Annotated in this window: 23 protein-coding genes; 14 read left to right on the top strand and 9 right to left on the bottom strand. The window is 44.8% G+C overall.

Going from position 1 to position 23,588, the window contains the following annotated elements; genetic code table 11:
• Nucleotides 1-195 precede the first annotated feature (195 nt).
• From ACX0G7_RS19530 to ACX0G7_RS19510, 5 genes are all read left to right on the top strand, one after another.
• Nucleotides 196-450 carry a hypothetical protein gene (locus ACX0G7_RS19530; protein ID WP_458925205.1) on the top strand — a complete coding sequence of 85 codons (255 nt, stop codon included), beginning with the start codon at nt 196-198 and terminating at the stop codon, nt 448-450.
• Between the two features lie 156 nt (nt 451-606).
• Nucleotides 607-3,768 (top strand): GH92 family glycosyl hydrolase, encoded by a 3,162-nt coding sequence (locus ACX0G7_RS19525; protein WP_458925204.1) that lies wholly within the window; start codon nt 607-609, stop codon nt 3,766-3,768.
• Between the two features lie 146 nt (nt 3,769-3,914).
• The gene (locus ACX0G7_RS19520; RefSeq protein ID WP_458925203.1) at nt 3,915-4,145 is read left to right on the top strand and encodes a hypothetical protein; all 231 of its coding nucleotides are present in this window, start codon (nt 3,915-3,917) and stop codon (nt 4,143-4,145) included.
• 179 nt (nt 4,146-4,324) lie between these two features.
• Nucleotides 4,325-5,632, top strand: a complete 1,308-nt coding sequence (locus tag ACX0G7_RS19515) for an alkaline phosphatase family protein (RefSeq protein ID WP_458925202.1) — start codon at nt 4,325-4,327, stop codon at nt 5,630-5,632.
• A gap of 333 nt (nt 5,633-5,965) precedes the next feature.
• Nucleotides 5,966-6,319, top strand: a complete 354-nt coding sequence (locus ACX0G7_RS19510) for a hypothetical protein (protein WP_458925201.1) — start codon at nt 5,966-5,968, stop codon at nt 6,317-6,319.
• Nucleotides 6,320-6,392: 73 nt separating this feature from the next.
• On the opposite strand, the gene ACX0G7_RS19505 is transcribed toward ACX0G7_RS19510, so the two are convergent.
• Nucleotides 6,393-7,406, bottom strand: coding sequence for a hypothetical protein (locus ACX0G7_RS19505; RefSeq protein WP_458925200.1), 1,014 nt, complete (start codon nt 7,404-7,406; stop codon nt 6,393-6,395).
• A gap of 106 nt (nt 7,407-7,512) precedes the next feature.
• Between ACX0G7_RS19505 and ACX0G7_RS19500 the strand changes: the two genes are divergently transcribed.
• The 4 genes from ACX0G7_RS19500 (at nt 7,513) to ACX0G7_RS19485 (ending at nt 12,351) form a co-directional block, all read left to right on the top strand.
• Complete coding sequence (locus tag ACX0G7_RS19500; RefSeq protein ID WP_458925199.1) at nt 7,513-8,406, top strand: SDR family NAD(P)-dependent oxidoreductase; 894 nt, start codon at nt 7,513-7,515, stop codon at nt 8,404-8,406.
• Between the two features lie 126 nt (nt 8,407-8,532).
• Nucleotides 8,533-10,062, top strand: a complete 1,530-nt coding sequence (locus ACX0G7_RS19495; protein WP_458925198.1) for an MFS transporter — start codon at nt 8,533-8,535, stop codon at nt 10,060-10,062.
• Nucleotides 10,063-10,374: 312 nt separating this feature from the next.
• Nucleotides 10,375-11,142: a 5-oxoprolinase subunit PxpA gene (locus tag ACX0G7_RS19490; protein WP_458925197.1), complete on the top strand. Its 768-nt coding sequence runs from the start codon at nt 10,375-10,377 to the stop codon at nt 11,140-11,142.
• Between the two features lie 30 nt (nt 11,143-11,172).
• On the top strand, nt 11,173-12,351 hold the full coding sequence (locus ACX0G7_RS19485) for an NRAMP family divalent metal transporter (protein ID WP_458925196.1): 1,179 nt from the start codon (nt 11,173-11,175) through the stop codon (nt 12,349-12,351).
• Here ACX0G7_RS19485 and ACX0G7_RS19480 read toward each other — a convergent pair.
• Complete coding sequence (locus ACX0G7_RS19480; RefSeq protein WP_458925195.1) at nt 12,341-13,375, bottom strand: 5-oxoprolinase subunit C family protein; 1,035 nt, start codon at nt 13,373-13,375, stop codon at nt 12,341-12,343. The genes ACX0G7_RS19485 and ACX0G7_RS19480 overlap by 11 nt on opposite strands.
• 42 nt (nt 13,376-13,417) lie before the next feature.
• Nucleotides 13,418-14,134, bottom strand: a complete 717-nt coding sequence (pxpB, locus tag ACX0G7_RS19475; protein WP_458925194.1) for a 5-oxoprolinase subunit PxpB — start codon at nt 14,132-14,134, stop codon at nt 13,418-13,420.
• Nucleotides 14,135-14,484: 350 nt separating this feature from the next.
• On the opposite strand from pxpB, the gene ACX0G7_RS19470 reads away from it, so the two are divergent.
• Nucleotides 14,485-15,288, top strand: a complete 804-nt coding sequence (locus ACX0G7_RS19470; RefSeq protein ID WP_458925193.1) for an SDR family oxidoreductase — start codon at nt 14,485-14,487, stop codon at nt 15,286-15,288.
• Between the two features lie 100 nt (nt 15,289-15,388).
• On the opposite strand, the gene ACX0G7_RS19465 is transcribed toward ACX0G7_RS19470, so the two are convergent.
• The 4 genes from ACX0G7_RS19465 to ACX0G7_RS19450 form a co-directional block, all read right to left on the bottom strand.
• A complete protein-coding gene (locus tag ACX0G7_RS19465; protein ID WP_458925192.1) occupies nt 15,389-16,030 on the bottom strand; it encodes a YciE/YciF ferroxidase family protein in 642 nt (213 codons plus the stop codon).
• 89 nt (nt 16,031-16,119) lie between these two features.
• Nucleotides 16,120-16,545: an arsenate reductase ArsC gene (locus ACX0G7_RS19460; RefSeq protein WP_458925191.1), complete on the bottom strand. Its 426-nt coding sequence runs from the start codon at nt 16,543-16,545 to the stop codon at nt 16,120-16,122.
• 235 nt (nt 16,546-16,780) lie between these two features.
• On the bottom strand, nt 16,781-17,623 hold the full coding sequence (locus tag ACX0G7_RS19455) for an arsenite methyltransferase (RefSeq protein WP_458925190.1): 843 nt from the start codon (nt 17,621-17,623) through the stop codon (nt 16,781-16,783).
• A 147-nt stretch (nt 17,624-17,770) separates the two neighbouring features.
• Entirely contained in the window at nt 17,771-18,100 is a 330-nt protein-coding gene (locus tag ACX0G7_RS19450) for an ArsR/SmtB family transcription factor (protein WP_458925189.1), read from the bottom strand.
• 184 nt (nt 18,101-18,284) lie between these two features.
• On the opposite strand from ACX0G7_RS19450, the gene nhaA reads away from it, so the two are divergent.
• Complete coding sequence (gene nhaA, locus ACX0G7_RS19445; RefSeq protein WP_458925188.1) at nt 18,285-19,478, top strand: Na+/H+ antiporter NhaA; 1,194 nt, start codon at nt 18,285-18,287, stop codon at nt 19,476-19,478.
• On the opposite strand, the gene ACX0G7_RS19440 is transcribed toward nhaA, so the two are convergent.
• A complete protein-coding gene (locus ACX0G7_RS19440) occupies nt 19,475-20,380 on the bottom strand; it encodes a diacylglycerol/lipid kinase family protein (RefSeq protein ID WP_458925187.1) in 906 nt (301 codons plus the stop codon). The genes nhaA and ACX0G7_RS19440 overlap by 4 nt on opposite strands.
• A gap of 84 nt (nt 20,381-20,464) precedes the next feature.
• On the opposite strand from ACX0G7_RS19440, the gene surE reads away from it, so the two are divergent.
• From surE to ACX0G7_RS19425, 3 genes are all read left to right on the top strand, one after another.
• The gene (gene surE, locus ACX0G7_RS19435) at nt 20,465-21,190 is read left to right on the top strand and encodes a 5'/3'-nucleotidase SurE (RefSeq protein ID WP_458925186.1); all 726 of its coding nucleotides are present in this window, start codon (nt 20,465-20,467) and stop codon (nt 21,188-21,190) included.
• A gap of 153 nt (nt 21,191-21,343) precedes the next feature.
• Nucleotides 21,344-22,042 carry a type 1 glutamine amidotransferase domain-containing protein gene (locus tag ACX0G7_RS19430; protein ID WP_458925185.1) on the top strand — a complete coding sequence of 233 codons (699 nt, stop codon included), beginning with the start codon at nt 21,344-21,346 and terminating at the stop codon, nt 22,040-22,042.
• 166 nt (nt 22,043-22,208) lie between these two features.
• A complete protein-coding gene (locus ACX0G7_RS19425) occupies nt 22,209-22,925 on the top strand; it encodes a 3-ketoacyl-ACP reductase (protein WP_458925184.1) in 717 nt (238 codons plus the stop codon).
• A gap of 80 nt (nt 22,926-23,005) precedes the next feature.
• Here the strand turns inward: ACX0G7_RS19425 and ACX0G7_RS19420 are convergent.
• A partial coding sequence (locus ACX0G7_RS19420) for a YitT family protein (protein WP_458925183.1) occupies nt 23,006-23,588 on the bottom strand: 583 nt, incomplete at its 5' end.

The raw sequence follows: 23,588 nt of genomic DNA, 5'->3' as shown, positions 1-23,588 counted from the left end.
GGAATTTTTTGCAATAGAGCAATTATGGCTATTATTTGCGATGAACCACCATGAGAATATTTTGCAATAGAGCAATTATGGCTATTATTTGAAATAGAACATGAGTAATGACTATAGAGATCTATTGCCATCAACACTTGTTATCAGGATGACCGACCGGTAATTGAATCGTATTTTTGTGATAAATGATTATTTATGGAGGGAGATGTCAGAGATACCAATCCCGTCGGACGAAGCTTTTATCCCCAGGTGGTTGAGCTTTACAAAAACAAGCAACAGGCAGGCGTTTTATACGAAGATAATGGGGTGACGAGAGCAAATGGCCTCATCACCGCTGTATTTGAAAAAGACGGCTTCCAATGGATGCAACTTAATGAAGAACTCGATATCAGGATAGATAAGTTGTACGCTGTAAATGGCCGGTTCGCTTCCGATTATTCTGAGTGCTGATTAGTCTGAGTGATCATGTTCCCAAAAAAACTTCCGTCTATCAGCATTTTCACTAGATTTGATATGTATAAATGTATGTACATATAGTTTGTGACATTTCCGGCGGGATTATTTCTTCGCCAGTTCCCGGAAATCGATCGTAAAATTTGTTTCCAAATGCAGTGTAACAGGTTTATCAGGCTTCATGCATTGACACTTATCTGTTTCGTTACGATGAGTGCGCTAGCCCAGAACAAAGTCATCTGGGAGATAGGTAAGGCTGATAACCAATCATCCGGGCTGGCCCTCGCACCAGCGGGATACAAACAGTTTCTTGAACACGATTTTGGATGGGAGGACCGGAACTATATCATAGGCTATTCGAAACCAGGCAAAGATTTTCCCTATGTTTTGCCTGGACCAAAAGACAAATGGGGCGGAACAGCGCCAACGTCCGGGATAAGATCTCACCTGATAACCATACTTTTTCAGCTTGATAAAGTTCCGGCGAAAGAACAGCAGGGTGAAGCAAAACTTGTCATAGACCTGTTGGGGTATAACGTCAATGTACCACCGCTTGTTAAGGTCACGATAAACGGAAAAGGAACTGTCATGAATCTTCCTCAAGCTTCATCTGGCAGTTTGTTGCCTGATTCAGCCTTTATACCGCAGGAAAAAATATTAGAGATCCCGATCCGGCCGGGACAATTGCATTCCGGCGGAAACGAAATAACGATAACATCATTGGATGGTTCGTGGCTTATATTCGACAATATACGTTTGGAAGGACCCGTCATTATAGCGGTGCGGGTTCCTGCCAACGTATATGCCAGGGAAGCGAAAGCAGCGGACTACGAATTACATGAAGGAGGAAAAAGAATTCAGCCACTATTACTTGACCTGGAACATCTCGGTGGAAAACCTGTTGTTAGTGTCCGGCTCGATGGAAAACCGGTTTTCCAACAAAAGCTTGAAACGGGTCGTTATCAGTTTGAAGTTCCAATGCCCGCGACTGCCGTCTTAAAAAAGAGCAGCTATGAGGTATTGTCTGATGGACTTGTGATCGACTCAGGTATCGTTTCACGATCTCCGCAGCGGCTTGCGACATACGCCGACTATGTAGACACGCGTATCGGGACCGCTCACTCCCGGTGGATGATAGCACCCGGTCCCTGGATGCCGTTCAGCATGGTTAAGATCAGCCCCGATAACCAGGAAGACGGCTGGCAGGCTGGTTATGATCCAACTTTTGAAACGATTGGTGCCTTCAGTCATATTCATGAATGGACCATGGGTGGCCTGGGCATGTTACCGGTGAATGGTCCATTAAAGACAAAGGTAGGCAGCCCAAGAGGCAGCCAGAGCGAAGGCTATCGTTCTGCCATTGACAAGTCAACCGAAGAAGCGCCCCTTGGCATGTACCGGGTTCATCTTACAGATTACAATATCAAAGCGGAACTGACCGCTACAACGCGGGCCAGTTTTCAGCGATATACTTATCCGAAAGCGACAGACTCCAGGATCATGATTGATCTGCAAACTCCCGCGGAATATCATTACCAGTTACCCGAAATAGAACTAAAAAAGATCAGTGACTACCGCATAGAAGGATTTAGCCGGCAACTTACACCCGATGTGTGGAATGGAATTCCTAATGACTATATTGTTCATTTCGTAATAGAATTCGATCAGCCAATCAAAAAATTCGGGACCTGGAAAAATGATGAAACAGGAAACGGTGATCTTATCAAAGTGAAGGACGCAAAAGATGCCGGCGCGTATGTGGAGTTTGATACCAGGACGAATCCTGTTGTGCAGGTTCGCACGGGAATATCTTTTGTAAGTATTGAAGGCGCTTCAAAAAACCTGGAGACAGAAATTTCGAAGCCCTTTGGCTGGAGCTTTGAAAAGGTATATCAACATCAACGCACTGTATGGAATGAACTATTAGGCAGGGTGAACATTTCGACTAATGATAGACGTGAGAAGCTTCGTTTCTATACAAATATGTACCGCGGGATCTGCAGCCGCAACATCTTCAGTGATGTTGATGGTAAATGGGTGGATGCTACAGAAAAGATACAGCAACTGAAAGGTGCCGGTGACGTTGCCCTTGGTTGCGATGCTTTCTGGAACACATTCTGGAACCTCAATCAATTCTGGAACCTGGTGACACCTGAATGGTCTTCCAAATGGGTAAAGTCACAGCTCGCCATGTATGATGCAAACGGGTGGCTCGCCAAGGGTCCGGCAGGTATGGAATATATACCGGTGATGGTGGCAGAACACGAAGTGCCATTGATCACTGCTGCCTACCAGATGGGCATCAGGGATTTTGATGCAGAGAAAGCATTTACTGCGATTGAGAAAACGGTATCGACACAGCAAACAAGAGTTGGGGGCGGCCTCGCGGGCAACCAGGACTTTGACACCTACATGAAATATAAATATGTGCCTTATGATAAAGGTCGTTTTTCCAATACACTTGAGTATGCCTATGACGACTGGACGGTAGCACAATTCGCAAAGGCCCTCGGTAAAAGCGAAAAATATAAGGAGTTTTCAGAACGATCACTTTGGTGGAAAAATGCCATCGATCCGGAAACTGGTTATGCGCGCCTCCGCAAATCAGATGGTTCCTGGTTCCCTGATTTCGATCCGTTTAAGTCTGGCGCCAATGAACACTATGTTGAAGGCAACGCATGGCAATTGACATTTTTTGTTCCTCAGGATGTGCCCGGGCTTGCTAAAGCCATCGGAGTGGATAGATTTAAAACGCGGCTCGCCTGGGGATTTGTAGAGTCAGAAAAATGGCGCTACAATGCTCCTAACGATGCCTATTGGGATTACCCGGTTATCCAGGGTAATCAGCAATCCATGCATTTTGCTTACCTGTTTAACTGGGTACAACAGCCCTGGCTCACCCAGCAGTGGAGTCGTTCGATCGTGGACAGGTATTACGGGTATGGACTTGCCAATGCCTACCTCGGTGACGAGGACCAGGGCCAGATGAGCGCATGGTTCATCATGTCAGCCATCGGATTGTTCCAGATGGATGGTGGTACGCGCATAGATCCTATTTATGAGATCGGCAGCCCGATCTTTTCTAAGGTCACTATTGACCTGGGAAACAAATATGGCAGGGGTAAAAGCTTCGACATAGAGGCCATCAACGTTTCCAGGTTTAATAAATATGTCCAGTCTGCAACATTGAACGGAAAAAAACTGGATGCCTTCTGGTTCCCCGCGGCAGAGTTATTGAAAGGTGGTAAGCTGATCCTGGAAATGGGCCCGCAGCCAAATATGAATTGGGGTATAAACAATTTGCCATCAAATTAAATGATAGCAAATAGTTGAAATAAGTAAATATTTGAAAAATGGTCATAACAAATAATTTGTGTTAAAAGTGCTCATCGCTGATTTGCTATGGTGAAAAGATGTTCTAAGAGCATGATGCCGGCGATTCGTATTTTTGTGATTAACAAATGCGCAGGCTAATTATTTTTATTCCCAATGGAGAGACAGAACCAGTCACTGTTGCCATCCAACATCAGCCGGATCTCGAAGTTCCAGGCACATGGAACCTTTCAACCAATGAAGTTTTTTTAAGTACGGAACTATGGAATCAATTTCCAAAAAATGACCAGGACGGACAAAGAAAAATTTTTGATCAGCTGATAAGAATTTCAAATGAGCTTCCGCCTTCTCAGCATTAAAAAAACATTAAGTTAAATTGCTGATTCAAAATAATTGGACATTACACATAATTTGAATTCCATATCATTCATCAATTAGTAAGTCATTAATAAATCAGTCCAATCACCATTCATTAATTCATACCCGGGAAATTTATCACTCATAGTTCACCACATCTTTCATGTCTAAAACATCTCTCTTGAAAAAGCTCTGCCTGTTTGCTTGTTTATTTCTCGTTTCATTTGCCGGAATCGCTCAGAAAGCGGAACATGTTATCCTGATCACCATCGATGGGTTCAGACCCGACTATTATCTTGACCAATCCTGGAATACCACAAACCTTGCCGCGTTAATGAAGGATGGGGTTCATGCAAAAGGGGTAAACAGTGTATTCCCTTCGATGACCTATCCGGCGCACACCAGTATTGTAACTGGTGTGAGACCTGCAAAACATGGTATCTACTTCAATGGAATGTTCGAACCAAATGGATCCACAGGTAAAATATACTGGGAAGATAGTGCCATCAAAGTGCCTACACTCTGGACCGCCGCAAAAGCGAAGGGGCTGAAAACTGCAGCGTTGATGTGGCCGGTATCAGCTGATGCCCCGATAGATATCAATATCTCAGATGTTGGCAGCATGGGTGAAACGAACCGGGAACAGCGCGCAGTACCTTCAGGCATAGTGGCTGAACTCAAAAAAAATCTTTTTAATGATTCGCCGCGCATTGACTACGGTAAAGACCGCAACGTGGCAAATATTGCCGCTTACATCATCAGGAAGCAGAAGCCAAACCTGATGACAATACACTTTTTCGGGGTTGATCATTATTCTCATCAGAGTGGCCGTGAAGGCCCGGCAGTAAGTGCAGCAATAGCACATGCAGACAGCAGTCTGGCCATAGTTATTGATGCCATCAAACAAGCAGGTATCTGGGACAAGACAGTTTTTATAGTTACAGGTGATCATGGTTTTAATGATGTAACAACGTCTGTAAGTCCGAATGTCTGGCTAATCAGGGAAGGTCTTATCACTGATGTGAAGAAAGGCGAATGGAAAGCCCAGTTCTATTCAGTGTCCGGATCCGGTTATCTTTATCTGAAAGATAAAAATGATACAAAAACAGCCAACCAGGTAAAAGCTATGCTCAATAACCTTCCCGTAGAAGAAAAAAAACTATTCAGAATTGTCGACCGGAAAGAACTTGACAAAGCGGGTGCTAATCCTGAAGCTGCTTTTGCAATCACGGCTCTGAACGGCGCGTCAATTGGCAATGCAATGACAGGCGATGCGGTGAAGCCAAGGAGTAAAGGTGGCGCCCATGGTCACTTCCCTGACCATCGTGAGATCAGGACAGGTTTCGTAGCAGTGGGTCCGGGAATAAAGAAAAACAGCGTTATCGAAGAAATGAATCTTATTGATATAGCTCCATATATTTCCCAGGTACTGGGGCTCTCTATGCCTGGTGTTGAAGGAAAAACTCCGAAGGTTTTATCAGGCAAATAAGATTTCGAATCGATTATGATCAGAAATTAAGATTCCGGATCAATTAAGTTCATAACTAAGATCTCGAATCGATAAGGAGTGAAAATTAAGATCTCGAATCGATGAGGACCGTTAATTAAAATCCTGGCCCCATAAATACCGAAAACAGAATCCTGGATTGATGAACTGGAAATTATTTTATTACCTACATGAATCCGGGAAATGCAACGAGTAAAAATGTCGGGATGTGACGCAAGTCAAATAGCCGGCTGATAACAATCATGTTTTTACCGGACGATGATCATGAACAGGGGACAGTAAATGTTTGAATTTTACGCTACAAAATTCAAACACATGCATAGTTCAATTAATCAACAATTTCAACCCGCATTATCTTATAACGCAAAACCATCTTTATTAACCAGGTTTTCTGCCTGGACCGCCGGCCAGGAAGAAAGCAGGCTGTTATGGCTTGGGATATCAATCGCAGGACACGGATGTTTCCTGACACCGCTGACCGTTATCATGGTCGCTTTCACCGGCATGAACCTGTTGCTGTTTATGACTGCGATGGTTGCTATGACAATGTCGCTGATTGTCAACCTTGCGGCAATGCCGACAAAAATTACCATACCTGTGCTGATCCTCAGTGTACTAATAGATATCGTTGTCATCATCTCCGCATTTAGTTTCGGAAGTGTAATATAAAACCGCGATAGTGCCTGCCCGGAGGTCCGAACAAGGATCTCCGGGCTTGTTATTTTTAAGAACGGATGATTTGTTATTTCCCCAAAGTCTTATTCATCCGCTCCACTTTCCGCTGTTGATTCCTGAATCGCTGGTTATAAAAAAACGCGTTGCTCGCTGCAAGCCCAATACGGATGAAAGGGTAGGGTTGATAAAAGTATATATTGTAATAGTCGTGTCCCATATAACCGACTGAGCCAAAAAAAGCAGCATTTTCACTACCCTGGATCTTACGGTAAAGCTTCAATTCTGCATTAAAGTATTGGTTCCATTTGGCATCGATGTCTTCCAGGATGACCATCCCACTGATCACCACCCGAAATTTTTCTTCTTCGGTCACTTCGGTCCCCTGTTGAACAACTCCATCCATTAATTTATTAACGATCCTGGCAAACCGCGTGTAGCCATAGTGATAGTTTAACCTGAACTTCCCGAACCGGTCACGATATGCAGGTTCGTCACCAGTGTTGATCAAGCCGGTATGCGCTTCAAGGCCAAGCCTCAGGTAATTGTTTTGCCGGTTTGTGATCTTTCCAAAATGATAATTCGCAACCATGTAATTGGTAACAAAGTTCCCATTATATAAGTTAGGATTTCCAGCTGAGTCCAGCGGCGGCCCATCCTGGCCATTGCTATGATGATAATACCCAACACTCAGGTATTTATAATCCGTAAGTTTTGTACGATCAAGCGGGAAGTAGATCTGGCCGCCCGGATTAAAACTCGGCGTTCGTACAGGCAGAGACTTTTGGTTAGCGATAATTCGCACACGCACTATTGGTGTCAGTACCACATTGAATCGCCACTTTCTCGGTGTAATATAGAAATTGGGAATGATATTGGCGTTTAAGATGTACTGGCGTTTATCAGGATGTCCCTGGTCAAAAAAGGTAATATCGCCGATATCTGAATTTAAGACATACAGTTGAGAGTATGCGATATTCATTTCCTGCGGATACCTTACCACATTTACCACAGAATCCATTTTCTGAGCCTGGGCTCCCAGGCAGATCAACACACAGGTTTTGAAGAGAATATAAAACCGCATAAGTGAAAATTCTTATACGAATATATTCATTTCATCGTGGCACAATCATTGAACCCGGTTAAGCTCATCTTCAAGTCATCTTCAATAACTATCAAAACCTTCAATCATGCACATCATTACAGGAGCAACAGGGCATATCGGTTCTGCCGTAGCGGAGACGTTACTTAATAAGGGAGAAAAAGTCCTTATCATCACCAGGAATGAAGAAAAAGGGGAAGAATGGAAACAGAAAGGAGCTGAGGTGGCCATTGTTGATGTAAACGATTGTAAAGCACTTCACGAAGTCTTCAAAAGAGGAAAAAGAGTATTCCTTCTAAATCCGCCGGCACCACCCGATACTGATGTTGTAGCAGAAGAACGCAAGACCTTGCAATCCATGCTTCGTGCCTTGCAGAATACCAGCATAGAAAAAGTAGTGGCAGAATCAACATATGGAGCTCATCCCGGTGAAGACACCGGCGATCTGAATGTATTATATGACATGGAACAGGGACTAAAGGACCTGAACATTCCTGTGTGTATAATCCGGGGTGCTTATTACATGAGCAACTGGGACATGCAGCTTGAACTCGCTAAGAAAACGGGTATGGTGCGCTCTCTTTATCCTGTAGGCTTCAAGATTCCTATGGCTGCGCCATCCGATATCGGCGAGTTTGCGGCTAAATTGATGATGGCACCTGTAACCGAAACCGGCCTGCATTTCGTGGAGGGCCCTGAACCTTATTCACCTGCAGAAGTAGCAGAAGCATTCAGTGAAATGTTACACAAACGCATTGAAGCTGTTGAAACGCCACAGTCGCAGTGGATTCCTACATTGGAAAAGATGGGCTTCTCTCAGAAGGCAGCTGTGGCCATGGCGAATATGACGAAGTTTATTCTTCAGCAGAACTATGAAATGGCAGATTGCCCGACACGTGGACGGACTTCCTTAAGGAAATATGTAAAAAATCTTGTAAAAGCTGCGGGTAATAAAGTGGGCCGCGATCTGGTACCGGCCTGATGATATAATACAGAGGTGAGACAATCCTTTGCATTGATCTGTCGTGATCACGCCTCAGGATTGTCTGATCTGCACCCTTCACCAAAATTTCCTTTGAATTAAGTTTGTGAGTCAATAACTGATCTCATGGACAATACCGTGCCCGCCAGGGCAACCAGGAAAGAATGGATCGGACTATTCGTTATAGCACTTCCATGCATAGTCTATGCTATGGATCTTACTGTATTAAATCTCGCTATACCGCATATCAGTGCAGACCTGAAGCCAAAAAGTTCCGAGTTACTTTGGATCATCGATATCTATGGTTTTATGGTTGCCGGTATGCTCATCACAATGGGTACGCTCGGTGATAAAATCGGTCGCCGGAAGTTGTTGATGATTGGTGCTGCATTTTTTGCAATCACCTCGGTTCTTGCAGCATTTTCTACAAATGCCTTCACGCTGATCTTTGCGCGCGCATTACTTGGTCTGGCAGGTGCCACTGTTGCGCCATCCACACTCTCACTCATCCGGAATATGTTTCACGATGAGAAGCAGCGCACTTTTGCCATCGGTGTGTGGATCACGAGTTACTCAATAGGAGGGGCGATCGGTCCATTGGTTGGAGGTGCTTTGTTGGATCATTATTCGTGGCAATCAGTTTTCCTGATCAGCGTTCCGGTCATGATACTGTTGTTGATTACCGCACCGTTGCTCTTGCCTGAATATAAAGATCCGAATGCAGGCAAACTGGATCTGTTGAGTGCAGGACAATCTATCATTGCCATTCTAGCCATCATATTCGGATTAAAAAAGATCGCAGAAGACGGGCTTACCCTGCAAGCGATTATCAGTATTCTTATCGGGCTTGTTTTTACGTTTGTGTTTATCAGGCGTCAGAATAAGATCCCGGTGCCGCTGATCGACCTTAAACTATTCAGGATTCCCACCTTCAGTGTTTCATTACTCGCCTATATGACCGGGGCATTTGTGTCATTCGGGGGTAGCGTGTTCCTCGCACAATATCTTCAAATGGTACTTGGTCTTTCACCCTTGCAGGCCGGTTTGTGGATGCTGCCCTGGACCATCGGTTTTATTATCGGATCCCTGCTAACGCCGGTTCTCATCAAATACATGAAACCCGTTAGGCTAATGACAATCGGATTTGTATTTGGCGCTATAGGTTATGCGATCATGACTCAATTGGAAACCTTGCCACCCTTGCTCGTAATCGTGATTGGTTCGGTGATCACTTCAATAAGCATGGCCCCGGTGTTTACCCTGACCACCGATTTTATCCTCAACTCAGCACCGCCTGAAAAAACAGGTGCCGCTTCTGCAATTTCAGAAACAAGTGCAGAGATGGGCGGAGCTTTAGGTATAGCCATTCTCGGCAGTATCGGAACGGCGCTGTATCGATTCCGGCTTGGACAGGAGCTGCCCGCCTCTCTTCCTGCCACGGCGGTGGATGCTGCCGAAGATACACTCGGAGCAGCTCTGGAGGAAGCAGAAAAGCTCGGGCAGGACGGTGAAGTAATGATGACGATTGCGAAATCAGCCTTCGCAGATGCGCTCCAGTTGATCCTGTTGCTTTCGGCCCTGCTGTCAGCAATGCTTGCAGTAATTATCTACCTGAAACTGGATCGGAAACCGCGAAATGCTAATCTTCAAGCTTAACAGACGACCTACGGCGAAAGTCTAAGCTCCCATCTTAACAGACCACCAACCGCGAAACTATGAGCTCCCATCTTAACGGACGACCAACTGCGAAACTCTGAGTTCCCATCTTAACGGACGAACAACTGCGAAACTCTGACTTCCCATTTTAACAGATCACCAACTGCTAATGTCACAGTTCCCATGTTGACAGACGACTACTCACTTGCGACATTTATCTATTAACCGGATCAATTAGAAATGACCGCTACCATCAATATTTCAGGATCTCATTTATGATAAACCATTATCTTGATGTGAAGATTTGGAAAAATGATTGAAGTTGATCTGAATTGTGATATGGGCGAAAATGCGGACAACAGCCGGAATGGCCACGACGAAGAATTGATGCGATATATTTCTTCGGTTAACATAGCCTGCGGATTTCATGCCGGCGATGCTGGTATGATGGAGTACACGGTAGCGGCTGCCATAAAAAATAACCTGGCGATCGGTGCCCATCCCGGCTTCCAGGATCGCGAAGGTTTTGGCAGAAGGAACATGGTAATTACACCATCCGAAGTATACCAACTGACGCTATACCAGGTCGGTGCCCTTGCCGCATTCGTGATAGCGGCCGGTGGCAGGCTTCATCATGTAAAACCTCATGGCGCATTGTACAATATGGCAGCGGAAAACAAACAGCTTGCGGAAGCAATTGCCCGGGCAGTAACAGACTTTGACGATGGATTGATATTGTATGGTCTTGCCGGTTCTGAGCTAATTCATGCGGGCAAAAATCTTGGTCTGAAAACGGCTAATGAAGTTTTCGCAGACCGAACCTATAGCCCGCAAGGCTTTCTCACACCAAGATCACAACCGGGTGCATTGATCACTGACCAGGAAGCCTCGCTTACCCAGGTTATCTGCATGGTGGAAAATCATTTTGTTATCTCTTCAGGTAAAACAAAGATTGCTGTGCAGCCAGACACCATCTGTATACATGGCGATCATCCAAATTCCCTGGAGTTTGTAAAAGCCATATACCAGGGCCTTTCTAAAGCGAACGTCACGATAAAAAGCATGAATTTCGGAACATGAATTACTCATCACTTATAATAGATAACTGCTTTGCGCATCTCTGACTCCAGGATCTTAACCGGCGCTGCATTTTTAATGGCTACTTCGGCAATAGGCCCGGGGTTCCTGACCCAGACCACTGTTTTTACAGAACGGCTGGCCGCAAGTTTTGGATTTGTTATCCTGATTTCCGTGTTAATGGATCTTGCCGCTCAATTAAATATCTGGCGCATCATAACGGTCTCGGAGAGAAGGGCACAGGACGTCGCAAATTCGGTTTTTCCAGGCCTCGGCTATGCATTGGCGTTACTAATAGTCTTTGGTGGCTTTGCTTTCAATATTGGTAATATAGCAGGTGCCGGGCTCGGTCTGAATGTATTGTTTGGTATTGATACCAGCACAGGAGCCATTATTAGTTGTGTGATAGGTATAGCCATCTTCGTGTTTAAAGAGGCGGGGAGGGCGATGGACCTGGCAACAAAGATCCTGGGCCTGCTTATGATCGGGCTTATACTGTATGTGGCCTGGCAATCCAGGCCACCTTATCTCCAGGCGATCAGGGAAACTTTTATTCCTGTTAAAACTGATCTGCAGGCTATCCTCATACTGGTGGGCGGCACCGTTGGTGGCTATATTACTTTCGCAGGTGCGCACCGGTTGATTGATGCCGGTATAAAAGGGCAGGCACATATTGCTGAAGTGAGCAAAAGTTCTATGCATGCAATCGGCCTCGCAAGTATCATGAGGATTTTGTTGTTTCTCGCTTCACTCGGTGTAGTAGCCGGGGGCGGTCTGCTGGACAAGGAAAATCCAACAGCATCGGTTTTCAAAATAGCTTCAGGGGAAATCGGTTATAAACTTTTTGGGATCGTATTATGGAGTGCAGCAATCACCTCGGTGGTGGGGTCAGCATATACATCAGTTTCTTTTGTAAGAAGTTTTCATCCACTGCTGGATAGGTATTACCGGCAGCTTATCATTATTTTCATCCTGATCTCAACGGTCGTTTTCCTATTCAATCCCAGGCCTGTTAAGTTGTTATTGCTGGCGGGCGCTGTAAATGGTCTGATACTTCCGATCGCATTAACAATCATGCTGATTGCAGCTCACAGACAAGAAATTATCGGGGATTATAAACATCCGAAATGGATGACAGCAGTCGGGATCCTCGTGGTAACGGCCATGACATACATTGGCATACAATCAATGCTTACCAACTTCAGGTTTTAATTACTGAGTCCTGATCACGGAACCTGGGATTACCAACAACACGTCGGATGATCCCCCTGGCGAGGCAACTGATATCTTTTTCCAGGTTGATATATGCTGTCTCTGCTTCCTGCATGGTGATTTCCCTGAAGCTGATCTTATCTCCGGGTTTTAGTTGCGCACAGACCGGTATATCAACCGCCGCAACCTGCGCGATCTTCGGATATCCCCCGGTTGTCTGGCAATCGGCCATAAGCAATATCACGATCCCGGCTGTTGTAACCTGTATGGTACCCATGCTCACCGAAGTGGATAACAATTGCCGGAAAGAACGCTGTGTAAGTGGTTCGCCATCCAGTTGATAACCCATGCGGTTCGACTGAACACTCAGTGAAAACTCATCTGCAAAAAACGCCTCCTGCGAGAAGGCATCAAACCAGTCATACTCAAAATGTCTGATCACTCTTATCACGGTTGAATGATAATTTACCAGGCTGCCAGGGTAGATGCCCCAATCATAAAAGTTAATTCTTTGGCCCGATAGCATCGAGATCATGGTCATTGCAATCACGCTGATCTTTGGTTCAGCGTGGAGTGTATCACCAGCCTTGATTAAACCACCATCCAATCCCCCTATCCGGATCGGGGTGTAAGTGCTGCAGCTACCCATTACGTTTTTTGCCTGCCACCCACCGGCGATAGCCAGATAGGTCCGACATCCGGTTACTGCGGTATCGAATCGTAGTTCAATGCCGGCAGGAATAAACAGCGTCTTCCAAAATGCAAGTCCGGACCCATCAGCAAACAGCCTGCTGCCATCACCACAACATGAAATCAAAACATCTGTTTCTGTTTTCAGGTATACATCACCGTAAGTTATCTCCAGTACCGGGCTGGCCATCTCGTTTCCAACCAGGAGATTAGCCATTCGTGATGCAAACCGGTCCATTGCACCTGAAACGGGTACGCCAATATCACGGTACCCGGTTCTGCCCTGGTCCTGTATTGTTGTTGCTATGCCCGCCCTGGTAACTTTTAATTTCATCGCTTCATTTTACATATCAATTGCTCGAACATTATAACACGTCTATCCTTCTGAACTGAGATACCGGAACTCGGCGTAAGAAATCGCTGAAAACCGGATGCGGTTGCCAGCCCTGAGTAAAACAGGTGAGCTTGATAGCGGATCAAACAGTGGCATCGGTGTGCGGCCTATTAATTGCCAACCTCCCGGTGATGCCAGTGGATAGATGCCCGTCTGTGCACCGGCAATACCAACAGAACCGCCTGGGACTATTTTCCTGGGATGGAGCCGTCTTGGTGTTTCAAGTTTTTTATTCATGCCACCGAGGTATGGAAACCCGGGTTGAAAGCCAACCATATAAACGGTGTAAATCGTTTCAGCGTGGAGGCGTATTACCTCATCAACCTGCAGTTTGTTATGCTCCGCTACATCTTCTATATCAGGTCCGCAACTGCCACCATAACACACCGGTATCAGGATGACTCGTTGCTCCGTTGTAACCGAAGCCTGGCTTAATGAAGCTGTTACTTGTTTCAGGTAGCTGATCACTTTTTGAAACGCATAGAGCTCGTCTGATTCAATCCTTGCTGTCACCAGCAAAGGATCATAAAAAACGGTAAGGGTAGTATAGGCTGGGACTGACCCAATAAAACCGGGAAATGGTTTATGATGAAGCGCTTCGTTGGTTGATGTGATATGCCGGAGGATCATTTCATCTATACTGGTACCGAAACAAATCCTTACAGAACTTTCCGTTTCAGGTTCGTATGTGATTTGCATATCTTGATTCATAAAGGAACACGGCTCATGTAATGTAATTGCTACTTGCCCGGTTCTAAGTTAGTAAGTCTCGGCCGCATACACGAAAAAGCAACCGAAAGTTATGATTCATCGATTGATTCTGGTCAACTTCTGTTTTCATCATTATTGAAATCGTTAATATTGAATAGCATCTTTTTGATCGATGCAGTCAGAATTGAACTTACCGCTAAATCCTTAACCATCAAACACCCAACGGCTGTCTCTTTGAGGCAGCCAATTTTTTGTAACATCATCCTGATGGGATCTTGTAACTTTCTTTACCTCATCATTCATACGGTATGATAATGGAAGAGCAAAATAAAAATAAAATGACAGCGTCAAATAACAAACAAACCGTTTTAGTTACCGGCGCCAGCTCAGGGCTGGGCCAGGGGATAGCCATTGCTTTTGGCAGGCTGGGTGCAAATGTAATTGTCAACTATCACAGCGATAAAGACGGTGCTGAAAAGACGTTGAAGGCAGTCGAAGAGGGCGGAGGCAAAGGAATTGTGTTGAAAGCAGATGTTAGTGATGAAGAACAGGTAAAGGCTATGTTTGAAACGGCGATCACTGCGTTTCCTGATCTCGATGTACTGGTTGCGAACGCCGGTCTCCAGCAAGACAATTCATTTATCGATATGACCATTGAGCAATGGAACAAGGTAATATCCACGAACCTGACCGGACACTTTCTGTGCGCAAGAGAAGCTGTCAGACATTTCCAGACAAAACCTGCTGTCACACCCGAATCAAAAGCAAAAGGCAAGATCATCTTTATGAGTTCGGTACATGATATCATACCATGGTCGGGTCATGTGAATTATGCATCATCAAAAGGAGGAGTTTTGATGTTGATGAAATCCCTTGCTTTGGAGGTTGCGCCGCAAAAGATACGCGTGAACGCCATTTCACCCGGCGCTATTGCTACAGACATTAACCGGGTGGTCTGGAGTGACGAACAAAAAAAGAAGGAACTGATGAAATTGATCCCATACAAACGAATCGGCGACCCCGAAGATGTTGCCCAGGTGGCAATCTGGCTTGCCTCGGATCAAAGCGATTATGTAACCGGAACCACCATTTATGTTGATGGCGGTATGACACTTTATCCAGGCTTTGAAGACAATGGTTGAAATAAAAAAGCCGCAGGCTCTGAAAACCTGCGGCACTCCAAATCAAAATCTACCTTCAACTGATTAAAAACTTTTTGTCTAAAGGGTTGGTTGTTTCAGCCTAAGGTTTGGCTTTGGCTTTTCCTTTTCCGGAAGATTTTTTTGGTTTTTCTGAAGTTCCGTCTTCGCTAACTTGCTGTAGCTCTGATTCTTGAGTCTTTGTCTTTTTTGAAGATTTTTTGGGCTTCTCTTCAACCGCTTCCTCATTAACTCCGGCTTCTGCAACAGCTGTTAACGCAGCGTCTGTCTCTTTTTCTTCGTTAAGTGTAGGAACCAGGATTTTGGCGATCTCGGGTTGCCCGATGGTTTTTGCCATCGTGATCAGGCTTCCGTAACATGCAATTTCATAATGCTCAACTTTTTGTGCTGCCACTATCAACGCGGCATCGCGTAAAGCAGTTCCATCCTCGGTCCTGTCAATAACCTGCCAGCCCTCATCAAATAATCCCTGGAGGCCTATACTTGGGGCAGCTTGCGCTGTCAGATTCAACTGGTTAAATACTTGTTCAAGTCTCTCCCTGTGCTGCTGTGTTTGCTCAGCATGGAGGTCAAACGCTTGTTTCAGGCCTGGGTCTGTGGCTGCTCGGGACATCGTGGTCAATACGCTGACCAGGTGTGTTTCTGCCCAATACACTTCCTGGAGAGAAGTAACGAAGAACTCCTGGAGTTTAGGATTTGTATTGGCGTTGTTTTGTTCTGACATAAAAGAGTGTTTAGTATGATTAATACCCATCATACATAAAAATGATGCCGCTTTTTGAAACCTGCCAGGTCAGAATAATTGCTCACATTCTATCCACGATCAGAAAGTATCCTGTTAACGAAATCAGCGCTATAGTTTTTTATCTCGGTTCTCACTTTTCGGAATTCATCTGATATCTGTTCCTGCGTGCCCGTGGCTTTTGCCGGATCGCGAAAGCTTTGATGGAAACGTTTTGCACCAGCCGGAAAATATGGACAGCGTTCCTGCGCATTATCACATACCGTAATAACATAATCAAAATCAATGTCACGATACTCGTCGACATTGTTGGAAGTATGAGCCGAAATGTCAATACCATCTTCCTTCATCGTGGCGACTGCCATTGGGTTTACACCATGAGTCTCAATTCCAGCACTGTATATGACCGCCTGATCTCCAGCGAAATGTCTCAGATAGCCCTCGGCAATCTGGCTGCGGCAACTGTTGCCGGTGCATAAGACCAATACTTTTTTCATCTTTTTTTTTATAAGACTGTAATGTAATTTGACAAGGCTTGAAAGTATTAATGCAACAGGGTCAAAGGTAATACTGCAACAAGTGCAAAGAGAATATTGCAACGGGTTCAAAGGTAATACTGCCACAAATTCAACGGCAATACGGCCACAACTTTAAAAGGTGTTACTGCAAGTGCAAAGTGTTTTTTGCAACAAGTTGACAGCTCCTTTAATTGCAACATGTGTAGCAGCTTTATCAATTGCAACAGCTTGGCGCACAGCAATTTTTAGCTTCTCCTTTTTGTGCAAACACCGTTACGCTATAAATACCCGCATCACTTCTCCTGAATTCCTCAACTTCTTCAGCAGATAAATAATTCAGCAGGATATCGTCAGGTATTGAGATCAATTTTTCCTTTTGAAGCGTAATGTTTTCAAATCCGCTTTGTGATATCAGGTCAAGATATTCCTGTTTTTGTATCGCGCCGGAAACACAACCCGCATACATCTCTGCAGCAGATTTTAACCTGGCAGGCAGTTCACCCACCAATACAATATCGGAAATACTAAAATGTCCACCAGTTTTCAAGATCCGGAAAATCTCTTTCATAACAGCCTTTTTGTCAGGCACGAGGTTGAGTACACAGTTACTGATCACCACATCAGCCGTACCTCCTGCAACAGGAATATTTTCAATATCACCTAAGCGGAACTCAACATTGTAGAACTCAAGCTTCGCTGCATTTTTTCTTGCTTTTTCTATCATTGCGGGCGTGAAGTCAATCCCAATGACCGATCCGGTTTCTCCGGTTTCAGCCCTTGCCACAAACGCGTCATTACCTGCGCCACTGCCAAGGTCAACAACTACATCACCTTTTTTTATTTTTGCAAATTGGGTAGGCAATCCGCAGCCAAGGCCAAGGTCCGCATCAGCAGCATAACCTTCCAATTGGGTATAGTCTTCGTTCATGATGTTGTACACTTCGGTTGAACATCCGCCTGAGCCACAACATGATGACTGGTTCTCCATTTTGTCCTGCAGCGCTATCTCGCTGTACTTTTCTTTGACAAGTGTTTTTAGTTCTTCGTGCGTTTGCATAAAAAGAATTTTAGAAATGTTATTGTAATATTACGATTATATGATCCAAAAAAATAGTTTTTAATATGGCATTACCTCATCTTGTCGGCGATGCGATTGGTATTCCTGATTACGACGGGACGAAAAGAAAAGTTGCCGATTTTGCCATCAGCAGCAGTTGCTGGCAGGGATAATTTCCTTGAAAAAAGCATTGAATAATTCCCGGTAGCGATTCCAGACTTTTGGATCTATACAGTAACAAACACTGGCACCTTCGATCGAGCCATGAATGATACCGGCATTTTTCAATTCTTTGAGATGTTGTGAAGTCGTTGCCTGCGCCAGCCCAAGTTCTTCTACCAGGTCGCCGCAAATGCAGGCATTTTTTTTCACAAGGTGCTGGAGGATAGCGATCCTGGCCGGATGTCCCAGTGCCTTCGCGATATTCGCCAGCTCATTTTGCTGTTTGGAAAACAATTCTGATTTCGTTAATCCCATATCGCAATATTACGATATAATTCAGAATTCCAAAATATTTTTTTGTGGGAAATTTTTGCTTCCATATTATGTTTTGGCAGACAATGAACACCTGAGTCGCTTTACACTTGAGATCACTTATCATTGCACCTTTATTTCAAGGATATGATACCGGGCAGGGATGGTGAAAATAAATCAGTAACACATGAAGTTAGAGATCAACTACAATGTATTCCGCGAGTTTGTACGTTCGGGCGCCATTGGTGGGATAATTTTATTGTGCAGTGTTGCTTTATCGCTGATCGTAGCAAACTCTCCGCTGAACGAAAGTTTCGTCGCCTTGTTGGAGCATGAAATCGGTTTTGAGAACAGTGCTGTTCATCTGAAGTATCCTATATTATTATGGGTCAATGATGGCTTGATGGCAATCTTCTTTTTGTTGGTAGGTCTTGAGATCAAACGCGAGTTGGTTGAAGGAGAATTATCTTCTCTCAACAAAGCTTCATTGCCGGTGCTGGCAGCATTTGGTGGCGCCATTCTTCCCGCGTTGATTTTTTCACTGTTCAATTACAATCGTACAACGATATCCGGTTGGGGAATACCTATGGCAACCGATATTGCATTTGCCATCGGCATACTGTCGTTGCTGGGTAACCGTGTACCAACTTCTCTCAGAATTTTTCTTGCTGCCCTTGCCATTGTTGATGACCTGATTGCCATTCTTGTTATAGCACTGTTTTATTCTTCGGGCCTCGATGGACAAAACCTGTTGATAGCCGGTGGACTGTTCGCAGTGATGTTTGTTTTTAACCGGCTTAACATTAAATCTTTGTGGGCTTATCTTTTGCCTGGGGCACTGATGTGGTATTTTGTACATCATTCCGGTATACATGCTACCATCGCAGGAGTGCTTACTGCTATAACGTTACCAACAAATAAAGTTGCCATTGAATCTCCCCTTGAAAAACTGGAACACCTACTGACAAGGCCGGTAAACTTTATTATCATGCCTGTCTTTGCCATTGTAAACACAAATATTCATATCAGCGCTGGCATGGTCGGGGGATTGATAAGTGATGTGGGCCTCGGTATTATGGCCGGGCTTCTGCTTGGTAAGCCTGTTGGGATCACCCTGGTTTCGTGGCTGGTTGTTAAATTAAATCCCGGAGCAATGCCAACCGGCGCTAACTGGAGACATATTATCGGATTAGGATTGCTGGGGGGAATCGGTTTTACGATGTCAATTTTTATAGCACTGCTTTCCTATGATGATATTTCCCTTCAGACCGAATCCAAGTTTGCTATTTTGATTTCTTCGATAATTGCCGGCATTGCAGGTTATCTGGTATTATCCTCTGCAAACGGAAAAAATAATATTCCAACTCCCGACGTCGATTAACCAGGAGTTAAAAATGACAGCAACTCATTTCTTAACCTGATCTTTACCTCTGTTCCATTCCCGAGTTCAATAAACTGATCATCCACATGCGCCTGGTTGCCAACCCAGCTGATCTTTATATGTTTTCCTCTTACCCTTTCTATATTATAGACTTCATCGTGGTCTGTTATCTTTCCTTCCAGGTAGTCTAAGAAATTTTGCCGGTCATCTTCCGGTACCATCACGACCTCGAAAAATCCGTCTCCGGGATCCGAATCCGGGGAGAGGTTCAGCCTCGGTCCAAAAGAAGGCGTGTTCATCACTTCTAATAACAAATATTTTCCTGTATACTCTTTGCCATCAATTTCCAGCCTGCAAAATACCGGTTCATAAGACATGACAATATCATACAATCGTTTTCTCGCAAGACGGATTTTTTCTTCCAATGGCATCTCTTCGTCTGGCTTAGAAGGTTTCTTTTTTGATTGCTCGATCAGCGCAGGGAAAACACCGAAGCCAAAACTTTCAAGGAAATATTCTGCCCCTGTTACGTTATATACACGGCCAACATCAAAACTTTTTGAAGCATAATTATGGAAGGAACTGAGAGTGTCCTCGATGTTAGTACTCAATTTTAGCGATCTTCCGATGTTATTTGCAGTGCCAAGCGGTAAAACGACAAGCGCAATTGGTTTGTCAAGCAGTTTCCTGTTCAGGATCTGCCCCGCAACTTTTCGTACGGTCCCGTCTCCCCCGGCAATTATCAATACATCAACATCGGAGTCAAAATTTTTCCATTTATCCTGTTTGGTTGAAAGGTAAGTACATTGATAGCCGTTCTTTTCCAGCATCTCCACAAGGTGTTCCTTGTTATATTTTTCGTCACCGGCACCAGGATTGTGCAGAATCTGTATTGTTTGCATGCCAATAGGTATAGTGTAATGATCTACGATGAAAAACTGTGCCACACGGTTATCAGCTGGCACAATCTTGTAGGCTAAAATGTTATGAATATCCTTATAACAAACGATGACGGCATATATAGCCCGGGAATTGCTGCCCTGGCGGAATCAGCCAGGAGATTCGGTGAAGTAAGGGTTATGGCCCCGGATGTTGAGCGTTCGGCCGCTTCCCATGCGATCACTACACATCTCCCCATATCTTATAAGAAAGCTAATATTCCTGTTGAGGGCGTACAGGCATTTAAAGTTAATGGAACGCCTGCAGATTGTGCGGCACTGGGTACTCACCTCGCGAAGACAGATGTAGTGCTTTCGGGGATCAACATGGGGCCAAATCTCGGCAACGCCATGTGGCACTCAGGCACTTTGGCGGCGGCGAAACAGGCCGTATTATTAGGCATAAAGGCCATCGCCTTCAGTACTCCGGTCGGTAAAGAAGAACCCGACTTCAGGGCGCTTGCCCCGTTCGTGGATGAAGCGCTGAACCTCCTCTTAAAGCTTGAAGGACTCTTTTTATTCAATGTAAATTTCCCGCCTGCACCTAAGGGCATAAAATGGACCCGCCAATCGGTAAGGTTGTATGACAACGAGATTGTGCCCGGAATCGATCCAATGGGACGAAAACATTATTGGTTTTCCGTTATTCCCCTCGGACCCGCTGAAGAGGGCACTGACAGATGGGCCGTTGAAAACGGTTATACTTCTATAACTCCTCTCAGGCTTAACCTTACTGATGAAGATCAGTTGAAGAAATTTCAGAAAGAAAACTGAAGAGGGATTTAGTATGATCCGGCAATCTCACCTTGTCATTGTTTGGTCATCCTTCAAACACAAAAACAAAAATTGCTAAAACAGGAGAACATTATCTGCAGCCTGTTGTAAAGTATAGCTGATCAGATTTCATCATCATAAAAAACTTTTGTTATGAACATTTTAATGGTCCTGACCTCCCATAGCGAACTGGGTAACACAGGCAAAAAAACGGGGTTTTGGATTGAAGAGTTCGCTGCCCCGTATTATAAATTGAAAGATAACGGAGCCAATATTACCATTGCCTCTCCGAAGGGTGGACAACCACCTATTGATCCGAAAAGCGCCGAACCCGACGCACAGACAGAAGCAACGAGGCGTTTTGACAAGGACGCCGAATTGCAACAGGAACTTGCAAACACCAAAAAACTCGACGAAGTAACAGCTGACCAGTTTGATGCTGTTTTCTATCCCGGTGGACATGGTCCGCTCTGGGATCTTACAAATAACTCCACATCCATAAGACTGATTGGAGAATTCCTCCAGGCCGGTAAGCCGGTTGCAGCAGTATGCCACGCACCTGCTGTCTTATTGAACGTAAAGCTGCAGAATAACGAATCTATCCTGAAAGGTAAGAGAGTAACAGGTTTCACCAATTCTGAAGAAGCAGCGGTTAACCTGACAGATGTTGTACCTTTTTTGCTTGAAGATGAACTCAAGGCAAGGGGAGCACTATATTCCAAAAAAGAAGATTGGTCTTCCTATGTAGTAAGAGATGGCCTGCTAATCACCGGCCAGAACCCGGCCTCATCAGAAGAGGCCGCAGATGAACTCCTGGTCATACTTGTGAACAGGTTACAAAATTCCTATTGAACAGGTACTGGGACAAAAACATTACAGGGTAAATTGGTCAGGTACCTGGACAAACTCGTTGCCGATAAATTAAGCAAGCACTGAGACAAATACATTGCCGGGTAAAAACAATTAGTCGGATGTTAAAATTGAGTGCAATGACCACATAAAACAATTATAATAAATAATGGAAAGTTTGAAAGGCAAAACAGCTTTAGTTACCGGTGCAGGTAAAGGCATCGGGAAGGCAATTGCGATGGCACTTGGAGCTGAAGGAGTGAATGTCGGGTTGATCGCCCGTACAGAAAAAGATATAGCTGATGTAGCGGCGGCGATAAAAGCCATGGGAGTGAATGCTGCCTTTGCCACCGCGGATGTAAGTGATCGCGGGCAGGTAGAGACCGCGGTGTTGCAAATCAGGAACGCCCTCGGTGATATTGACATCCTGATCAATAACGCCGGTACCGGCACTTTCGGAAAATTCATGGATCTCGAACCTGAGATCTGGGAACAGCAGATAAAGATCAATGTATTTGGTGTGTATTATACCACGAGAGCTGTGTTGCCTTCTATGATTGAGAGACAGACCGGTGACATAGTCAATATCTCATCGACTGCCGGCAAATCCGGTGCAGCAAACACCAGTGCGTACAGTGCATCTAAGTTCGCTGTGTTTGGTCTTTCTGAAAGCCTTATGCAGGAAGTGCGCAAGCACAATATCCGTGTCACTGCTTTAGCGCCAAGCACAGTGGTAACTGATCTTGCATACAGCGCCGATCTGATAAAAGGCGATCCGGACCGGGTTATGCATCCCGAAGATTTCGCGGAACTGCTGATCGCTCAGCTAAAGCTACATCGGAGAGTATTTGTAAAAGAAGCAAGTATTTTTTCGACAAATCCTTAGAGAAAAGTGGAGAGTGAGTTGTCACTCTCCGCTTCTTTTTATCAATCTTCATTTCTGCTTAACTGGTTCGGCTTGCCGGTTTATTTAGCATGGGCCTTTGGTTTAAGTATACCACCGCTGGCTTCCTTAATGCTTTGTACATATACAAAAGCCGCCGGATCTACAACTGCCAGTGCTTCCTGGATCCTCTTTATCTCGAGGCGGGTTACAATGGTGACAATGATCTCGCAGTCAAACTTTATATCAAAAGACCCGGGGAGATAACCTCTTTCGCCTTTGTAAACAGTTATGGCCTTTCCAAGATCATTTACAAGCAGCCATTTTATTTCTTCCTGCTTCGAACTGATAATATTCATTGCAGTAAACTCTTCTATACCGTCAACAACATAATCTGTTGCCTTTGTAGCCGTAAAATATGTGATGATGGAATACATAGCTGTCTCAATGCCGAATTGAATGGCAGCCGCTGCGAAAAGAACGGTGTTCATGGCCATAATGATTTCGGAATTGGAAAAGCCGGTCTTCCGTTGTGTAAACACAGCTATTACTTCTGCCCCATCAATTACACAACCGGTTCTGATCACAAGTCCTACACCGGTGCCTATAAGTATACCACCAAATATTGCTATCAGTAGCCGGTCGCTCGTTATCGGTCCGATATTA

The sequence above is a fragment of the Flavitalea antarctica genome (assembly GCF_054461535.1).
This window is presented reverse-complemented; position numbering and strand designations above follow the sequence as displayed.